Origin of the sequence: Tardiphaga sp. 768_D3_N2_1 (genome assembly GCF_052076105.1) — a bacterium.
Lineage (GTDB): Bacteria > Pseudomonadota > Alphaproteobacteria > Rhizobiales > Xanthobacteraceae > Tardiphaga.
The window spans coordinates 240,678-256,649 of record NZ_CP197245.1; the positions used below are offsets into that span (position 1 = coordinate 240,678).

14 protein-coding genes are annotated in these 15,972 nt (G+C 62.3%); 7 read left to right on the forward strand and 7 right to left on the reverse strand.

From position 1 onward, the window contains the following. Positions 1 to 56: 56 nt before the first annotated feature. Entirely contained in the window at positions 57 to 1,130 is a 1,074-nt protein-coding gene (locus AB8A27_RS01190; protein ID WP_441240322.1) for a tartrate dehydrogenase, read from the reverse strand. Positions 1,131 to 1,344: 214 nt separating this feature from the next. Between AB8A27_RS01190 and AB8A27_RS01195 the strand changes: the two genes are divergently transcribed. Continuing rightward, positions 1,345 to 2,250, forward strand: coding sequence for a LysR family transcriptional regulator (locus tag AB8A27_RS01195; protein ID WP_441240323.1), 906 nt, complete (start codon positions 1,345 to 1,347; stop codon positions 2,248 to 2,250). 136 nt (positions 2,251 to 2,386) lie between these two features. After that, entirely contained in the window at positions 2,387 to 3,211 is an 825-nt protein-coding gene (locus AB8A27_RS01200) for a DUF2076 domain-containing protein (RefSeq protein ID WP_441240324.1), read from the forward strand. A 260-nt stretch (positions 3,212 to 3,471) separates the two neighbouring features. On the opposite strand, the gene AB8A27_RS01205 is transcribed toward AB8A27_RS01200, so the two are convergent. Further along, a complete protein-coding gene (locus AB8A27_RS01205; RefSeq protein ID WP_441240325.1) occupies positions 3,472 to 4,263 on the reverse strand; it encodes a L,D-transpeptidase in 792 nt (263 codons plus the stop codon). A 296-nt stretch (positions 4,264 to 4,559) separates the two neighbouring features. On the opposite strand from AB8A27_RS01205, the gene AB8A27_RS01210 reads away from it, so the two are divergent. After that, positions 4,560 to 5,333, forward strand: a complete 774-nt coding sequence (locus AB8A27_RS01210; RefSeq protein ID WP_441240326.1) for a protein phosphatase CheZ — start codon at positions 4,560 to 4,562, stop codon at positions 5,331 to 5,333. Between the two features lie 29 nt (positions 5,334 to 5,362). On the opposite strand, the gene AB8A27_RS01215 is transcribed toward AB8A27_RS01210, so the two are convergent. Together AB8A27_RS01215 and AB8A27_RS01220 are read right to left on the reverse strand one after the other, a co-directional pair. After that, complete coding sequence (locus AB8A27_RS01215; protein WP_441240327.1) at positions 5,363 to 6,571, reverse strand: MFS transporter; 1,209 nt, start codon at positions 6,569 to 6,571, stop codon at positions 5,363 to 5,365. Between the two features lie 35 nt (positions 6,572 to 6,606). Next, the gene (locus tag AB8A27_RS01220) at positions 6,607 to 7,134 is read right to left on the reverse strand and encodes a hypothetical protein (RefSeq protein ID WP_092139131.1); all 528 of its coding nucleotides are present in this window, start codon (positions 7,132 to 7,134) and stop codon (positions 6,607 to 6,609) included. Between the two features lie 310 nt (positions 7,135 to 7,444). Here AB8A27_RS01220 and AB8A27_RS01225 point away from each other — a divergent pair, with 310 nt between their 5' ends. The 3 genes from AB8A27_RS01225 to AB8A27_RS01235 all read left to right on the forward strand — a co-directional run bounded on the left by AB8A27_RS01225 (position 7,445) and on the right by AB8A27_RS01235 (position 10,934). Continuing rightward, positions 7,445 to 7,741 (forward strand): co-chaperone GroES, encoded by a 297-nt coding sequence (locus tag AB8A27_RS01225; RefSeq protein WP_089261928.1) that lies wholly within the window; start codon positions 7,445 to 7,447, stop codon positions 7,739 to 7,741. 149 nt (positions 7,742 to 7,890) lie between these two features. Further along, positions 7,891 to 9,543, forward strand: coding sequence for a chaperonin GroEL (gene groL / locus AB8A27_RS01230; RefSeq protein ID WP_441240328.1), 1,653 nt, complete (start codon positions 7,891 to 7,893; stop codon positions 9,541 to 9,543). A gap of 182 nt (positions 9,544 to 9,725) precedes the next feature. Then, the gene (locus tag AB8A27_RS01235) at positions 9,726 to 10,934 is read left to right on the forward strand and encodes a hypothetical protein (RefSeq protein ID WP_441240329.1); all 1,209 of its coding nucleotides are present in this window, start codon (positions 9,726 to 9,728) and stop codon (positions 10,932 to 10,934) included. Between the two features lie 136 nt (positions 10,935 to 11,070). Here the strand turns inward: AB8A27_RS01235 and AB8A27_RS01240 are convergent, their stop codons facing one another. After that, positions 11,071 to 11,475 carry an META domain-containing protein gene (locus AB8A27_RS01240; protein ID WP_441240330.1) on the reverse strand — a complete coding sequence of 135 codons (405 nt, stop codon included), beginning with the start codon at positions 11,473 to 11,475 and terminating at the stop codon, positions 11,071 to 11,073. A 158-nt stretch (positions 11,476 to 11,633) separates the two neighbouring features. Beyond that, a complete protein-coding gene (locus AB8A27_RS01245) occupies positions 11,634 to 13,301 on the reverse strand; it encodes an L-lactate permease (RefSeq protein WP_441240331.1) in 1,668 nt (555 codons plus the stop codon). A 290-nt stretch (positions 13,302 to 13,591) separates the two neighbouring features. Here AB8A27_RS01245 and AB8A27_RS01250 point away from each other — a divergent pair, with 290 nt between their 5' ends. Beyond that, complete coding sequence (locus AB8A27_RS01250; RefSeq protein ID WP_441240332.1) at positions 13,592 to 15,337, forward strand: ABC transporter ATP-binding protein/permease; 1,746 nt, start codon at positions 13,592 to 13,594, stop codon at positions 15,335 to 15,337. A 116-nt stretch (positions 15,338 to 15,453) separates the two neighbouring features. Here AB8A27_RS01250 and AB8A27_RS01255 read toward each other — a convergent pair whose 3' ends face one another. Next, the gene (locus tag AB8A27_RS01255) at positions 15,454 to 15,966 is read right to left on the reverse strand and encodes an HPP family protein (protein WP_441240333.1); all 513 of its coding nucleotides are present in this window, start codon (positions 15,964 to 15,966) and stop codon (positions 15,454 to 15,456) included. Positions 15,967 to 15,972 lie beyond the last annotated feature (6 nt).

Consider the following 15,972-nt stretch of genomic DNA (forward strand, 5'->3'; position numbering starts at 1 on the left):
GTTTTGATTGATTGAAGGCGAACGCCCCGGTGAGGCCGGGGCGTTCGGAAATCGCGTCAGACGTTGGAGCTATGGATTGCGTCCACCACAGCGTCGGTCACTTCTTTCGTCGTGGCCTTGCCACCGACATCCGGTGTGATGATGCCGGCTTCGCAGACCTTCTCCACCGCGCGCATCAACCGCGCCGAAGCATCGGGTTCGCCAAGGTGATCGAGCATCTGCGCGGCGGTCCAGAAACTGGCGACAGGATTGGCGATGCCCTTGCCGGTGATGTCGAAGGCCGAGCCGTGGATCGGTTCGAACATCGACGGGAAGCGCCGTTCCGGATCGATATTCGCCGTCGGCGCAACGCCAAGGCTGCCGGCCAGCGCGCCGGCGAGGTCGGAGAGAATGTCGGCGTGAAGGTTGGTCGCCACGATGGTGTCGAGGCTCTGCGGCTTCAGCGTCATGCGCACGGTCATGGCGTCGACCAACATCTTGTCCCAGGTGACGTCCGGGAAGTCCTTCGACACTTCGTCAGCGATCTCGTCCCACATCACCATGCCGTGGCGCTGGGCATTCGACTTGGTGACGACGGTGAGCAGCTTGCGCGGACGCGACTGCGCGAGCTTGAACGCGTAGCGCATGATCCGCTGGACGCCGACGCGGGTGAACACCGACACTTCGGTGCCGACTTCCTCCGGCAGCCCGCGATGCACGCGGCCGCCGCAGCCGGCATATTCGCCTTCGGAATTTTCGCGCACGATCACCCAGTCGAGATCGCCGGTTTCGACACCGCGCAGCGGCGAGGTGATCCCGGGCAGGATCTTGGTCGGGCGGACATTGGCGTATTGATCGAAGCCCTGGCAGATCGGCAGCCGCAGGCCCCATAGCGTGATGTGGTCGGGGACATCAGGCGCGCCGACGGCACCGAAATAGATGGCGTCAAACTTCTTGAGCTGCGCCGGGCCGTCGGCCGGCATCATCACGCCGTGCTTGCGATAATAGTCCGAGCCCCAATCGAACGTTGTGACGTTGAAGGCGATGTCGCCGACGCGCTTCTGCAGGGCTTCGAGCACACGGGTGCCGGCGGCAATGACTTCGGGACCGATCCCGTCGGCCGGAATGGCCGCGATGGAATATTCACGCATGCTGGAGTCTCTGCTGGGTTGGGTTAGCTATCCCCACCCTGCAGGCGGGCAGCGCCCGGCTCAATCGCATTTAATTATACAAATAAATGATATAATGATCGTTCTCTCGGTCGTCATGCCCGACGCATGCTGGGCATCCGCGTCTTTTGGCGTGCAGGGCGAAACGTGGATGGCCGGAACAAGCCCGGCCATGACGGGAGTGTGAGGAGCCCCCATGGATCTGCATCAGCTTCGTTGTTTCGTGACGGCGGCGGACGAGCTGCATTTCGGCCGCGCCGCGCAACGGCTCGAGATGATGCCGTCGGCGCTCGGCCGTACCATCCGCATGCTGGAAGACGATCTCGGCACACGCCTGCTGACGCGCACGACACGCAGCGTTGCCCTGACCGACGATGGCACCGAGTTTCTGCAACGGGCACGCGACCTCCTTGCCCGCGCCGACGAGATCGCATCGTCATTCCGTGCGCGGGTGCGTGCCCGCGCTGCCACGATCCGCCTCGGCGCCATCGACAGCGCGGCCGCGGGGCTTCTTCCAGCGCTGCTTCACGATCATCGCGAGCGCGCCCCGGATGTTGCGATCAAGCTCGTCGAGGACAAGACGATCCGACTGCTGCCTCGCCTGCTCTCGGGCCGGCTCGATCTCGCTTTCGTCCGGCCACCTGAAAGCACCGACAAACGACTGGAATTCATGTTCCTGTTTCACGAAACAGCGGTCGTGGCCGTTTCCGAACGGCATCCGCTCGCATCTCGCAGGCGCCTGAAGATTGCCGATATCGCCGACGAGCCGCTGATCGTGCCGGAGCGGCGTTCCCGGCCGCATAGTCACGACCTCACGATGAAGCTGTTTGCGGAAGCCGGACTGCAGGCGAATGTGGTGCAGATCGCCGACGAGAAACAGACCATCGTCAATCTCGTCGCCGCCGAAATCGGGCTGGCGATCGTGCCGCGCTGGACCTCCCGCATGCCGGCGCGCGGCGTTCGCTATATGCCACTGGGCACGTCGGCGACGAACAAACTGCCGCTCGCTGCCGCCTGGGTGCGGGGCACCCAGGATCCTGCACGGGATCAGCTCCTCGACATGCTGAAGGCCAATCTGGCGCGCTACGCGCGGGAAGCATGACAAGAGGATGCACGACAAGACCCGCCGGTCGTTTTGTCGCATAATTAAATTTAATCCGGGCGGCACTTATTGCGACACAAAGCGTCACTACATTTCCAGCGCGCAAAACAAGTGCGCTTAGAAGACAGAGGACGCCATGACACCGCAAGAACGCCAACTGGTTGACGATCTCTTTGACCGACTGAGCAAGGTCGAAGGCGCGCCACGCGACCCGGACGCGCTCGACGCCATTGCGCAAGGCCAGCGGCGCGCACCCAATGCGCTCTATGCGCTGGTGCAGACCGTATTGCTGCAGGACGAAGCGCTGAAGCGCGCCCATGAGCGCATCCAGCAACTGGAAGGCAACGGCGCCCCCGAACAGGCCGCTCAGGGCGGTTTCCTCGATTCGATGCGGGATGCCCTGTTCGGTCAGGGTCAAAACCCGAACCAGCCGCGCGGCTCCGTGCCAAGTGTTCGCCCGCCCGAACCGAGCCGTGCTGCCTGGAACACCGGGCAGGTCCTCGGCCAGCCGCAGCCACAGGGTGGCTATGGTCAGGGCGGATACGGCCAGGGCGGCTATAGCCAAGGTCCGGGACCGGGCCAGTTCGGCCAGCAGCAGCCTCAGGCTGGTGGCGGCGGCGGTTCGTTTCTGGGTACCGCAGCGGCAGCCGCAGCCGGCGTGGTCGGCGGCTCGCTTCTGCTCGGCAGCATCCGTTCGATGATGGGCGGCAGCCACCAGCAAGGTTTCGGCGATGCCGCCAATGCCAGCGAGAGCAGGAGCCCGTGGAGCTCCGGTTCGGATTCGTCCGGCGGCAGTCTCGGCAATCAGGCCGGCGTCAATGACATCGGCTCGTCCAGCGGCTCCCGCGCCGGATCGTTCGATCAGGCGCAAGCCGATGCCGATCAGGACCAGGATCAAGACCAGGACGACGGCGATTACGACGCGATGGACATGGATTCCGACGACAGCGATTTCGCGTAGTCGCCGGGAGATGCTGCCTTAACCTCTCCCCGTTCTTTTCGGGGAGAGGTCGGCCGGCGAAGCCGGACGGGTGAGGGGCATCGCGCAATACAGGCCCCGGTCGTTCAACTATCGGATCGGATTTTAACAGCACACACAAGATGGCACGACGTATAACGGTGGGATCCGACGGTCCCTTCGTGATGAGAGCGCCTGCCCCGCCCCTCACCCGGCGCTGCGCGCCGACCTCTCCCCGCACAGCGGGGAGAGGTTAAGCATGATCAGATCACGACCACCCGGGCGCCAACGCCGACGCGGCCATAGAGATCGATGACGTCCTCGTTGCGCATGCGGATACAGCCTGAGGAAACATTGGTGCCGATCGTCCATGGCTCGTTGGAGCCGTGAATACGATACAGGGTCGAGCCGAGATACATCGCGCGTGCGCCGAGCGGATTTTCCGGACCGCCTTCCATGTAACGCGGCAGATCGGGACGGCGCGCCAGCATTTCCTTCGGCGGCGTCCACGACGGCCATTCCTTTTTCGCCGTGATCGTCTTTACGCCGGACCAGGTGAAGCCCGGTCGGCCGACGCCGATGCCATAGCGCATCGCCTTGCCGCCGCCCTGCACGAGAAACAGAAACTTGTTCGGCGTATCGACGACGATGGTGCCCGCGCCCTCGCTGCCGTGATACTCGACCATCTGCGGCTGATACTTGGGATCCATCGCAGGGCGCGCGGCATCTGCCGTCTCCTCCTGCTGATAGACTCGCTGTTGCGGATCCATCGGCGGCAGCAGCGAACGCCGCGGCTCGTAAGTGTAGTCAGGCTGCTGCTGATAGCGCTGGCCCTGCTGTGCCGGACCATCGCTGAACAGAAACTCGATGAAGCCGCCGCCCATGCGCGAGCGCTCGGCATAGGCCGTGCGCTGCATCGGGCGCTGCGGCTGCTGCGCATACACCACCGGAGGCTCTGCGAATGGCGCTGCGGCTTCCACCGCCAGCGTCTGATGCGATCCAGCGGCGATGAAAGATGCGCTGGCAAGAAGTGTGAGAGAGAACTTTTTGAACATCGACGTACTCTGCACTGTTTCGTCGTGCGCATTCTCACCTGAGAAGCGCCTTGCACACTCCGACTTAAGGTTAAAATTGCCTCGGTTTGGTAAACACAATCGCCGTTTGGATTCACCACGTCGTCAAACGGCGTTGTTCTGCCGAGTAGCGTTTATTTTGAATAAACGCGAAAGCCCCATGGTTAACTAACAGTTCTCGCAGCAGCTATTGACTATCGGTGCGATGTTCCCGCGTGAACTTCACGTTAAACTCATGCGTATACGAACGGGGGATTGATTGAACGTTGGGGGACCTGATGTCTGTTCGTCGCAAGCGATTTCGCATTGAAGAAGTTTTCGGTACCGCACCTATGCCCAATGAAGTGGTGGGCACCAGCGAGCCGATGCCGATGCATCGCGAAATCATGGCTGAGCTCCGCGCGATCCGCGCGCAGATGGGAGCGCCGGCCCGCAACGCCGTGACAGATCAGGTCGGTGCCGCTGCCGATCAGCAGGTTGCGGAAGCTCAGGCGCTGCTCGCCACCTACCGCGCTCAGATCGAACAGTGTGAGAAGCTGAAGATCGAACTCGATCTGATCCACGACGCCATTACCCGCACCAAGATGGAAATCGCAGTTCTTCACGGCAAGAGCTTCGAAGGCGACGAAATGGCGAAGGTCAACGGCGAACTCGGCGCCGTCGTCGGCGGCACCGAAGAAGCCACGCAGCAGATTCTCGCCGCAGCTGAAGCCATCGATAATGCATCGACAGCGCTCGGCAAGGTGACCTCGCCCGATCAGCAGAAGCAGATGCTGGAAGAGATCGGCGACAACGTCGTCGCGATCTTCGAAGCCTGTAACTTCCAGGACCTCACCGGACAGCGCATCAGCAAGGTGATGACCACGATGAAGTTCATCGAAAATCGCATCACCGCGATGATGGACATCTGGGGCGGCGTCGACGAAATCAAGGCCCACGCGCCGGCAAGGATCGATGAGCGCAGCGAAGACGACAAGCTGCTGAACGGTCCGAAGCTGGATGGCGATATCGGCCATGCCTCGCAGGACGATATCGACGCGATGTTCGGCTAAGATAATTTTCGACCACAGTTAGAGATCGCTTAACGCCGGGCAGCAGTGCCCGGCGTTTTTATCATCACGAAACAGAGCAGCACCGCCAGCGCCAGCACAGTCCCAAGCAGCAGCACCATGCGGTCGGACAGTGTCTCGACCGCGGACGCCACCACGAATGGCGCAAAGGCCTGCACGAACAGAGCCGGCCGCGCGATACGGCCGATGACGCGGCCATACCCCGCCGGACCAAACATCAGAAGCGGCAGCGCACCCCGCGCAATGGTCATGACGCCATTGGCCGCGCCGAAGCCGATGGCGAACAAGGCCGCCAGCGGAAACGAGATCCCCGCAAAGGCCAGCATCGCGAAGGCCGACACCACGAGCACCACCGCCCCGCGCGCGATCCACAGCGGATGGGTGCGTCCCACCAGCATGAAGTCAGCCAGCCGCGACGCCACCTGCGCCGGGCCGAACATCGCGCCGATGGTCACCGCCGTTGCAGCACTGAGCCCGCCGCGCTCCAGCAGCGCCAGCAGGTTCGACGTCACGCCCGACAGAATGAAGCTGTAAAGCGAGAAGGCCGCCGCCAGCAGGATGAATGGCCAGCCTTCCGGGCGCAGGGTTGCCTGCTGGGGGACGACAACGGCGTCCGCCACGGGCAGAGGTGCGGCGGCGACATGGCGCGGCAATGCAAAGGCATGAAGCGGCGCAACGACAAAGGCGAAGACGGCTGCAAAGGTCAGATAGGTCCCGCGCCAGCCGACATTCTCCAGAAGCAAATGCGTGGCAGGCCAGCCGACCGTCGAGGCAAAGCCGCCGGCAAAGGTCACGAAGGTGATCTGCCGCCGCGCCGAAGCCCCGAAGATCCGCGTCAGCGTCGCGAAGGCGGGATCGTAGAGCGACGCAGACATTGCAGCGCCGAGCAACAGCCAGCAGGCCAGATAGGTCGCGGGATGATCGGCGATTGAAAACAGAGCGAGACCCAGGGCGCCGGCCAATGCGCCCGATGCCATGACGACATTGCCGCCGTGACGGTCGATCAACCCACCAACCACCGGCGACAGCAGTCCCGATACGATCAGCCCCAGCGAAAAGCCCGCCATGCCGAAGGCCAGCGACCAGCCATGTGCCGCCGTGACATGCGGCATGGTCAGCACCGGTGGATAGATCAGGATGCCCCAGGTCAGGATCTGGGTGAATGCCAGCACGAGGACCGCGCGGCCCGGTCCGAAAACAAGGTCGCGCAGTCGGTGCATGATCTCACATTGTCAGCAGAATAGCGGGACCCGCCCTACGCCTTCGGTGCGCAGCGGACATAGACCATGTTGCCGTAGCGGACCGCTGCGTCCTTGTCGATGAAGCGCGTGACGAGAATCCGGCCATCGAAGGAGACGATCTCGCGATCCTTCTCGCCGCCAGCGGGACCAGCCGGGCCGATATAGTTCTTGCCGCTCTGTGAGCCCTTGAGGCGCAATTCCTGCGGCGTCGCTTCGTCGGCGAGATGCATGATGACGCCACCGGTGGCGCCCTGACCGATGATATAGGGCTGCTTGCACTGGCCGCGCGCGGCGTTCTCGGTGCGAACGCGATCGTTGGGGTTCATGTAGGACGCCAGACCCCAGCGACCGACGAGTTCTTCCGAGCGGATCGAGGCTGGCAGCTCCGGCGCCGGCGGGGGCTCCGGCGGTGGTGTCGGCTGCGAGTTCCCCAGACTGAAACCGCTGAAGCCGCTATACGAGCCGCACCCGCCCAGCGACAGCGCCAAAGATGAGGCGATCGCCAGATTGGCGACCGTGCGGGCGTAGCGTGACCTGATCATATCATCCCCTAGAGCAAATTCCCCGGCTGCCCATCCCGGCAGCCAAGCGCAAAACACCTGACAGCGCAATGAGGTCGGCAGAATTACGCCGACTCTCCATTATGGTTTCCAGATCATCCTATATTGGCCTCACCAAGGCCTTAAGGCCTCGCTTGACTCAAAAAGCGTCTGGCCATATCTCCCGGACGCTCAATTAGCACTCCCGGAGCGCGATTGCTAAGGGAATGAGCCGGCCGCCCCGAGCGGTCCGGCTGGATCCCTGCCCGCCTCCGTGATGGCACCCAGATCGCAAACCCAAAGGGACACTCCCATGGCCAAGACCAAATTCCGCCCGCTGCACGACCGCGTCGTCGTCAAGCGCATCGTCGCCGACGAGAAGACCAAGGGCGGCATCATCATCCCGGACAGCGCCAAGGAAAAGCCGTCTGAAGGCGAAGTCGTCGGCGTCGGCCCTGGCGGCCGCGACGAAGCCGGCAAGCTGATCCCGATCGACATCAAGGTCGGCGACAAGGTTCTGTTCGGCAAGTGGTCGGGCACCGAGATCAAGCTCGACGGCGAAGAACTCCTCATCATGAAGGAGTCGGACATCATGGGCGTGATCGCCTAAGCCGCCACACACTCTCCCTCATCCTGAGGAGGCGGCGCAGCCGCCGTCTCGAAGGATGAGCCGCAAGTTATACCCCATCAGCTCATCCTTCGAGACGCGGGCAAGTGCCCGCTCCTCAGGATGAGGGTTCTCACAAGGAGTCATCTCACATGGCAGCCAAAGACGTTAAATTCTCCGGAGACGCGCGCGATCGCATGCTGCGCGGCGTCGACATCCTCGCCAACGCCGTCAAGGTCACGCTCGGTCCGAAGGGCCGCAATGTCGTGATCGAGAAGAGCTTCGGCGCTCCCCGCATCACCAAGGACGGCGTCACCGTCGCCAAGGAGATCGAGCTCGAGGACAAGTTCGAGAACATGGGCGCGCAGATGCTGCGCGAGGTCGCCTCGAAGACCAACGACAATGCCGGCGACGGCACCACCACCTCCACCGTGCTCGCCCAGGCGATCGTGCGTGAAGGCGCCAAGTCGGTCGCTGCCGGCATGAACCCGATGGACCTCAAGCGCGGCATCGACATCGCCGTCACCGCCGTCATCAAGGACATCGAGAAGCGCGCCAAGCCGGTTGCTTCCTCCGCTGAAGTCGCCCAGGTCGGCACCATCTCGGCCAACGGCGACAGCGCCATCGGCAAGATGATCGCCCAGGCGATGCAGAAGGTCGGCAACGAAGGCGTCATCACGGTCGAAGAGAACAAGTCGCTCGATACCGAAGTCGACATCGTCGAAGGCATGAAGTTCGACCGCGGCTATCTGTCGCCCTATTTCGTGACCAATGCCGAGAAGATGACGGCAGAGCTCGAAGATGCCTACATCCTGCTCGTCGAGAAGAAGATCTCCAGCCTGCAGGCTATGCTGCCGGTGCTTGAAGCCGTCGTACAGTCGGGCAAGCCGCTGTTGATCATCGCTGAGGACGTCGAAGGCGAAGCCCTCGCTACCCTCGTCGTCAACCGCCTGCGCGGCGGCCTCAAGGTTGCGGCCGTCAAGGCGCCGGGCTTCGGCGATCGCCGCAAGGCGATGCTGGAAGACATCGCGATCCTGACCGGCGGTCAGCTCGTCTCGGAAGACCTCGGCATGAAGCTGGAAAGCGTCACGCTGGCGATGCTCGGCCGCGCCAAGAAGGTGGTGATCGACAAGGAAAACACCACCGTCATCAATGGCGCCGGCAAGAAGCCCGCCATCGAGGCTCGCGTCAACCAGATCAAGGCGCAGATCGAGGAAACCACCTCGGACTACGACCGTGAAAAGCTGCAGGAACGTCTGGCCAAGCTGGCCGGCGGCGTTGCGGTGATCAAGGTTGGCGGCGCGACCGAAGTCGAAGTGAAGGAAAAGAAGGACCGCGTGGATGACGCGCTGAACGCGACCCGTGCGGCCGTTCAGGAAGGCATCGTCCCCGGCGGCGGTACCGCTCTGCTGCGCGCCAAGAAGGCCGTCGGCAAGATCACCAACGCCAATTCGGACGTTCAGGCCGGCATCAATATCGTGCTGAAGGCGCTCGAAGCTCCGATCCGCCAGATCGCCGAGAATGCCGGCGTTGAAGGCTCGATCGTGGTTGGCAAGATCCTGGAAGAGAAGTCCGAGACCTTCGGCTTCGACGCCCAGACCGAGACCTATGTCGACATGGTCGCCAAGGGCATCATCGACCCGGCCAAGGTGGTGCGTACCGCACTGCAGGACGCCGCTTCGGTTGCCGGCCTGCTGGTGACGACCGAAGCCATGGTCGCCGAACTGCCGCGCGACGCCGCTCCGGCGATGCCCGCTGGCGGCGGTATGGGTGGCATGGGCGGAATGGGAGGCATGGGCTTCTAAGCCCTGCTCGCTCAAGCGCTTTGTAATCGAAGGCCGCCTCCGGGCGGCCTTCTTTTTTGCCGTTTGGCCAATACGGCTCCGGCTTCCGGTCTTTCGCGGCGGTCGCGGTTCTGATTCAATCGCGCTTTAAGCTTGCGGGTGGAATCAGTCGCCCCCCGAGGAACGTCCAGGGATATTTGGAAATGCGCGCGCTTCGTTATTGCCTGCTCGGCCTTGCAGCCACGGCCTCGGTTGCCACCATCAATCTCGCTTCGGCGCAGATGAAGGCAGCCCCGAAGAACCAGGTAAACGGCCCCGAGACGCGCTATTTCACATCCATCGACGGCGTCATGAACGGCAATGCCGACGTCATTTTGCGTGAGACACGGCAGGGCAAGGCCGTCACCGCCGCGACGCTTGATGTCTGCTATCCCGCCGAGAAAGGCAGCGATCGCAAGGATCGCTTCGTCGCCAATCTCACAGTCAGCGGCTCGACGCTGACCGGCGCGACGCAGACCCAGATCGACAAGCTGCCGGTGACCATCAAGCTGAACCGCCGGCCGACCGGCGACACGTTCGAATTCAAGGGACAGATCTCGGTCGGCCAGACCACAAACAACGTGACATCCTCGGACAATTCCGATCAGAGCGAGAAGGAATTCCAGGATAACCAGTCCACCGACGACAATATCGCGCCCGCGCCAAAGGACTTCACCGAAGTGTCGCCCGAAGCGATCGCGGTCAAGATCAAGCTCGAAGCTGCGCTCGATTTCGTGCGCACACTGCGTGGGCAGAGCGTTGAAGTTGCGCTCAACAGTCTTGCGGTGTCGTGCGATGCACTGCGCGCCGGCGAGCAGGTCATCAGCCTCGCCATCGATCCGGAACGCGCGGCCGCTTTCGTCGCCAAGACCAAGACCTATCCCGGCGTCGTCAATGTCGGCTGGACCACAGGCGCCATCGACATGGATCGGACCGTGCGCTTTGCGGCCGCCGGCTGGCGCGATGGCGACAAGATCAATCGCGACAAGATTGCGACCGCGCTGGCGAATGTGCTCGCGAAGACCATGTCGGGCAAACCTGCCGCGACATCATGGGACGACGAGACCGGAAAGCTGAAGCTGAGCTTCAAGCGCCCGAGTCAGGTTCTGCCCGCGCTCGAATTGACGGAGACGGTCGAGGTCAGCGCGATCATCGCTCCCGACAAGCCCGGCACGACGGATAAGCTCATCCTGTGGATCAGCACGCCATCGGTGACGACCGCGGATGAGACTTCGGGTGCGAAGCTGGCTCTCGCGGATTCGCCGACGGCCGATGAAGAAAGCGATCCGCGCGATGACAACGGCGCGGTTGCAGCCGTCGCGACGGAGTTCAAGGCCCAGCGTTGGGATGCAGATAATTCGAACTGGAAGTAGGTGACAGCAGTCTGCTCAGACGTCACCGGCAACGCGGACGCGTAGGATGGGTAGAGCGCCTTCGCGAAACCCATCAATCTACATGTGTCGAAGGCGATGGGTTTCGCTGCGCTCTACCCATCCTACGCGCGCCGCTCTAGTTCGTGTTCAGCCGAAACCGCAGTGACTTCGGACCGACGAATGTCACACTGTCACCCCGTCGTTGCCAGTTGGTGGCCGCGCCGAGATCGGCCAGCAGCTGATCATCCAGCGTGGCCTGCGCATCCGAGCAGCTGCGTTGCTCCATTGCGCCCGCAACAAACACAATCGTGTTGCCGGCAACCGAGAACTGGCCCTTTCCACCCTTGCACCACAACTCCACCCGCACCTCGCCAGCCTCGCCGATTTCCAGGTTGGGAATTCGCTTCGAGCCGGGCTGACGCTGCGCATCCAGTGTCATCTCCATGCCGAATGGAAACTCGTCGGCGGCATGCACGGGGGCAGCAATCAGAAACGCAGCACCGACAAGAGCGGCCCGCAGCAAAGTGGTCATGGCAGTCATATGAATTCTCGGCGTGATGGGATCGGCGACAATGGCCGCGGTTCTACGCGCGGCGGCGCTGGTTGACCAGAACCGTCGGGAAACAATATGGCGCGACAACGAAAAATCCCCGCGGCCTTGCAGCCACGGGGATTCGTCATTGATTTATTGCGTACGCCCTAGGGCGCCAGAACCATCAGCGTGAACGGATAGACATAGGCCTGCAGCATCACGAACAGGCCGACCATGCAGGCCAGTACGATCGAGTGCCAGAACACGAAGCGCAGGATCGTGCCCTCATGTCCGAACCAGTTGGTCGCGGTGGAGGCCACAACGATCGATTGCGCGTCGATCATCTTGCCCATCACGCCACCGGACGAGTTCGCCGCGCTCATCAGGATCGGCGACAGACCGAGCTGTTCGGATGTGATCCTCTGCAGGTTGCCAAACAGCACGTTCGACGCGGTATCCGAACCGGTGAGCGCCACGCCGAGCCAGCCAAGCAGCGTGCCGAAGAACGGGTACAACACGCCGGTCGCAGCGAAGGCCAGACCGAGCGTCGCGTCGACACCCGACAAACGCGTGAGCGTGCCGATCGCCAGCATCGCCGAGATGGTGATCAGCGAGTACGCGCAGATCTTGATGGTGCGGCCATATTCCACAATCATCTTCGCAGGCGAGAAGCCCATGATGAAGCCGGAGATGATCGCAGCCAGCAACATGCCACTGCCGGTATAGGAGACATAGGTGAACGCAAACACCGCGCCTTCCGGCGTTGGCTTGGCGGCCACCGGCGGCACCTTGTTGATCATGTTGTGCAGTTCAGGCACCGGAAAATTCCAGGAGAAGATCGGGTTGACGATCCCCTTGAACCAGTTGGTGCCCCAGATCAGCAGGATGACGCAGAGGATGATCCACGGGGTCAGCGCGCTCCAGACCTGAGCCGAGGTCAGCTTCTCCGTACTCATCGGCTTCACCGGCGGCACGGTCGACGCCGAGTCGTCATGCACGCGCAGCGCAGCCGACGTCCAGATCGTCTTGGGCTGCCAGACCTTCAGGAACAGGATCAACGCGCCCATGGAGATCAGCGAAGCGCCGATATCGACGATCCACGGATTGATGAAGTTCGAGATCACGAATTGCGGGATCGCAAACGACAACGCGGTCACGAGGATGGCAGGCCAGACTTCCTTCATGCCCCTCCAGCCGGCGAAGGCCCAGACCACCCAGAATGGAACGATCATGGAGAAGATCGGCAATTGCCGGCCGACCATCGCGCCGAGAACGAAGGGATCGAAGCCGGTGACGGTGGCTAGGCCCTGGATCGGGGTGCCGAGCGCGCCATAGGCGACGGGCGCGGTGTTTGCGATCAGCGACAGGCCAGACGCCGCCAGCGGCGAGAAGCCGAGACCGATCAGCACGGCGCCGGTGACAGCTACCGGCGTACCGAAGCCCGACGCGCCCTCGAAGAATGCACCGAACGAAAACGCGATCAGCAGGATCTGCAGTCGCCGGTCATTGGTCACGCCGCCGATGGCGCGTTGCAACACCTCGAAGCGGCCGCTGTCCACTGTGAGGCGATACATGAAGATGACGTTGAGAACGATCCAGCCAATCGGGAAGAAGCCGGTGACGATGCCGAGCGCAGATGCGCGAAGCGACATGTTGGCGGGCATCGTGAATGCGTAGATCGCTACAAGATTGGCCAGCACCAGCGCGATGATCGCGGCGATATGCGCCTTGACCTTGTTGGTGGCGATCAGCACCAGCAGGACGACCACCGGTATCGCGGCGACGAGCGTCGAGACCGCGCTGTTATTGAATGGATTGTAGACCTGATTCCACATGGTCGTTCTCCCCCTTTATATTATTGCAGCGGCTCGATCGTTATCGATCGGCAAATTGCTGATTGTTCACTTGCGAGGGCATCCGGGATCGGTCAAAGCCGATAATACCCATGGCTTTCAAGATCTGGCTACGCGATGGGAGGCCCCCATGCCTCGCCTTGGTGTCATGCTAGGGTGAATCACAGTTTCGCGACAAGGCGTCGCAGGCCATCAAACCAGCTACTTTAGTCTAAACGCTGGAATTCATTTCTGATTTTAAGGGCTTAGGGCCCTCTTCCCGGAGACGATCTGTGAATAACATCCGCTCCACGCTCGCGACCGTCTGGCGGATCGCGGTTCCTTATTTTCGTTCCGAGGACAAATGGGCGGGACTTGGCCTCCTCACGGCGGTGATCGCGATCGAACTGGCGGTGGTCGGCCTGAGCGTCTTGTTCAATCGCTGGAACAACACCTTCTACAACGCACTGCAGGACAGAAACCTCGACGTCTTCACCTATCAGCTCGCTTACTTCAGCGTGCTTGCGGCGATCAACATCGCACTCAAGGTCTATCAGCTCTATCTCAACCAGTGGCTCCAGATCCGCTGGCGGCGCTGGATGACCGAGCGCTATCTCGGCAACTGGCTCGCCGATGCCAACCACTATCGCATGCAGCTGCAGGGCGACGCTGCCGACAACCCGGATCAGCGCATCGCGGAAGACGTCCGGCTGTTCGTCGAAAAGACGCTCGACATCGGCATCGGCCTGCTGAGTTCAGTCGTCACGCTGTTCTCCTTCGTGATCATCCTGTGGGGCCTGTCCGACGCGGCGCCGCTGCATGTGTTCGGTCGGGAAATCCCGATCCCCGGCTATCTCGTCTGGGGTGCGCTCATCTATGCCGTGATCGGCACTGCGCTGACGCACTATATCGGTGCGCCGTTGATGGCCCTGAATTTCCAGCAGCAGCGCTATGAAGCGGACTTCCGCTTCAATCTGGTGCGGGCGCGCGAGAATGCCGAGCAGATCGCTCTGCTGCGCGGCGAGCCGGTCGAGCGCCAGCGTCTCTCGACCCGCTTCCAGCTGGTGGTCGGCAACTGGATCGACATCATGCGCCGCACCAAGAAGCTGACATCCTTCACGGTCAGCTATCAGCAGATCGCAATCATCCTGCCCTATGTTCTGGTCGCGCCTGCCTATTTTGCGGAGAAGGTCCAGCTTGGCGCCGTGATGCAAACCGCGGATGCTTTCGGCACCGTACAGGGTGCACTTTCATTCTTCGTCACGGCCTATCGCACACTGGCGGAATGGCAGTCCGGCGTGATGCGCCTTGATGGCTTCGAGACAGCCATTGCCAACGCACAGGCGCTGACGACCAAGCCCGATATCGTTCACGTCGGCGAGGCCGCCGGAGGCGACATCGCGCTGAGCGATCTGACACTGGCGCTCCCCAACGGCACAGCCATGGTGCAGACGCCAGGCTTCAGCTTCCGTCGCGGGGAACGCACGCTGTTCACCGGTCCATCGGGCGCAGGAAAATCCACGCTGTTTCGTGCCATCGCCGGCATATGGCCGTTCGGCAAGGGCAAGATCTCCATCCCCGCGAATGCGGCGATCATGATGCTGCCGCAGCGGCCGTATTTCCCGGTCGGCACGCTGCAGGATGCAGTGGCCTATCCTGCCGAGACCGACGCGTTCAGCCCACAGGAAATCGCCGATGCCATCAGGGCCGTAGGTCTGCCTGCGCTGGCGACCCGGCTTGACGAAGATGCCCACTGGAATCGCATGCTGTCGCTCGGTGAACAACAGCGTCTCGGCGTCGCCCGCGCGTTGCTGCAAAAGCCGCAATACCTCTTCCTTGACGAGGCTACCGCATCGCTCGACGAGCCGTCAGAAGAAGCACTTTATCGGCTGCTCGAAGACAAACTGCCGGGCACAACCATCGTATCGATCGGCCATCGCAACACGCTCGATGACTTGCACCAGCGCAAAGTGTCCCTGACGCGGTCCGGCGATCACTTCGCGCTGAGAGATGCAAAGGCCGGGGCAGAAACCGCCTGAGAAGTGGCGCGCCCTGCTGGAGCCTTTTCCGGTCCGACGGAATCGAAACGGGCTCCAGCTTCTTGTTTGATGCGTTTTCTAAACGCGAACCGGTACCCACTTCGCTCGAAAACGCTCTAAAGCCAGTGCCGCGGCCAGTCGCGGCCTGCGGCGTAGCGATGCCAGACGAAGGTGAAGCTCGCGAGCAGCAGCGCGCCAACCAGCACCGGCGCGAGCAGGAACGTCCACGGCAATCCGTGAGACACAACAAGTAGCGGATTGATTCCGGCAGGCGGATGGAATGTGCCGGTGACATACATCGCCAGCACGGCGAGGCCGACGGCCATGGCCGCCGCCCAGGCATGCGGCCCTGTCAGTTTGAGCACGGCCAGCCCCACCAGCGTCGCGATCAGGTGCCCCCCGATCAGCGCGCGCGGCTGCGCCGGCTCGGCTTCAGGTGAACCGATCACAAGGACGATCGAGGTCGCAAAAGGGATGATGACCAGCGGATAATGCGCAACGGCCGAGAAGAACTCCATCACACCGATGGCGATCCCCGCCCCCAGCCCGGCAACGGCACCAGCCAACGCATTGCGATGATTGTTACGACGGATCGTCTTCGCTGCGCGCCGCAACCAGTCCCGATTCATAGAAGC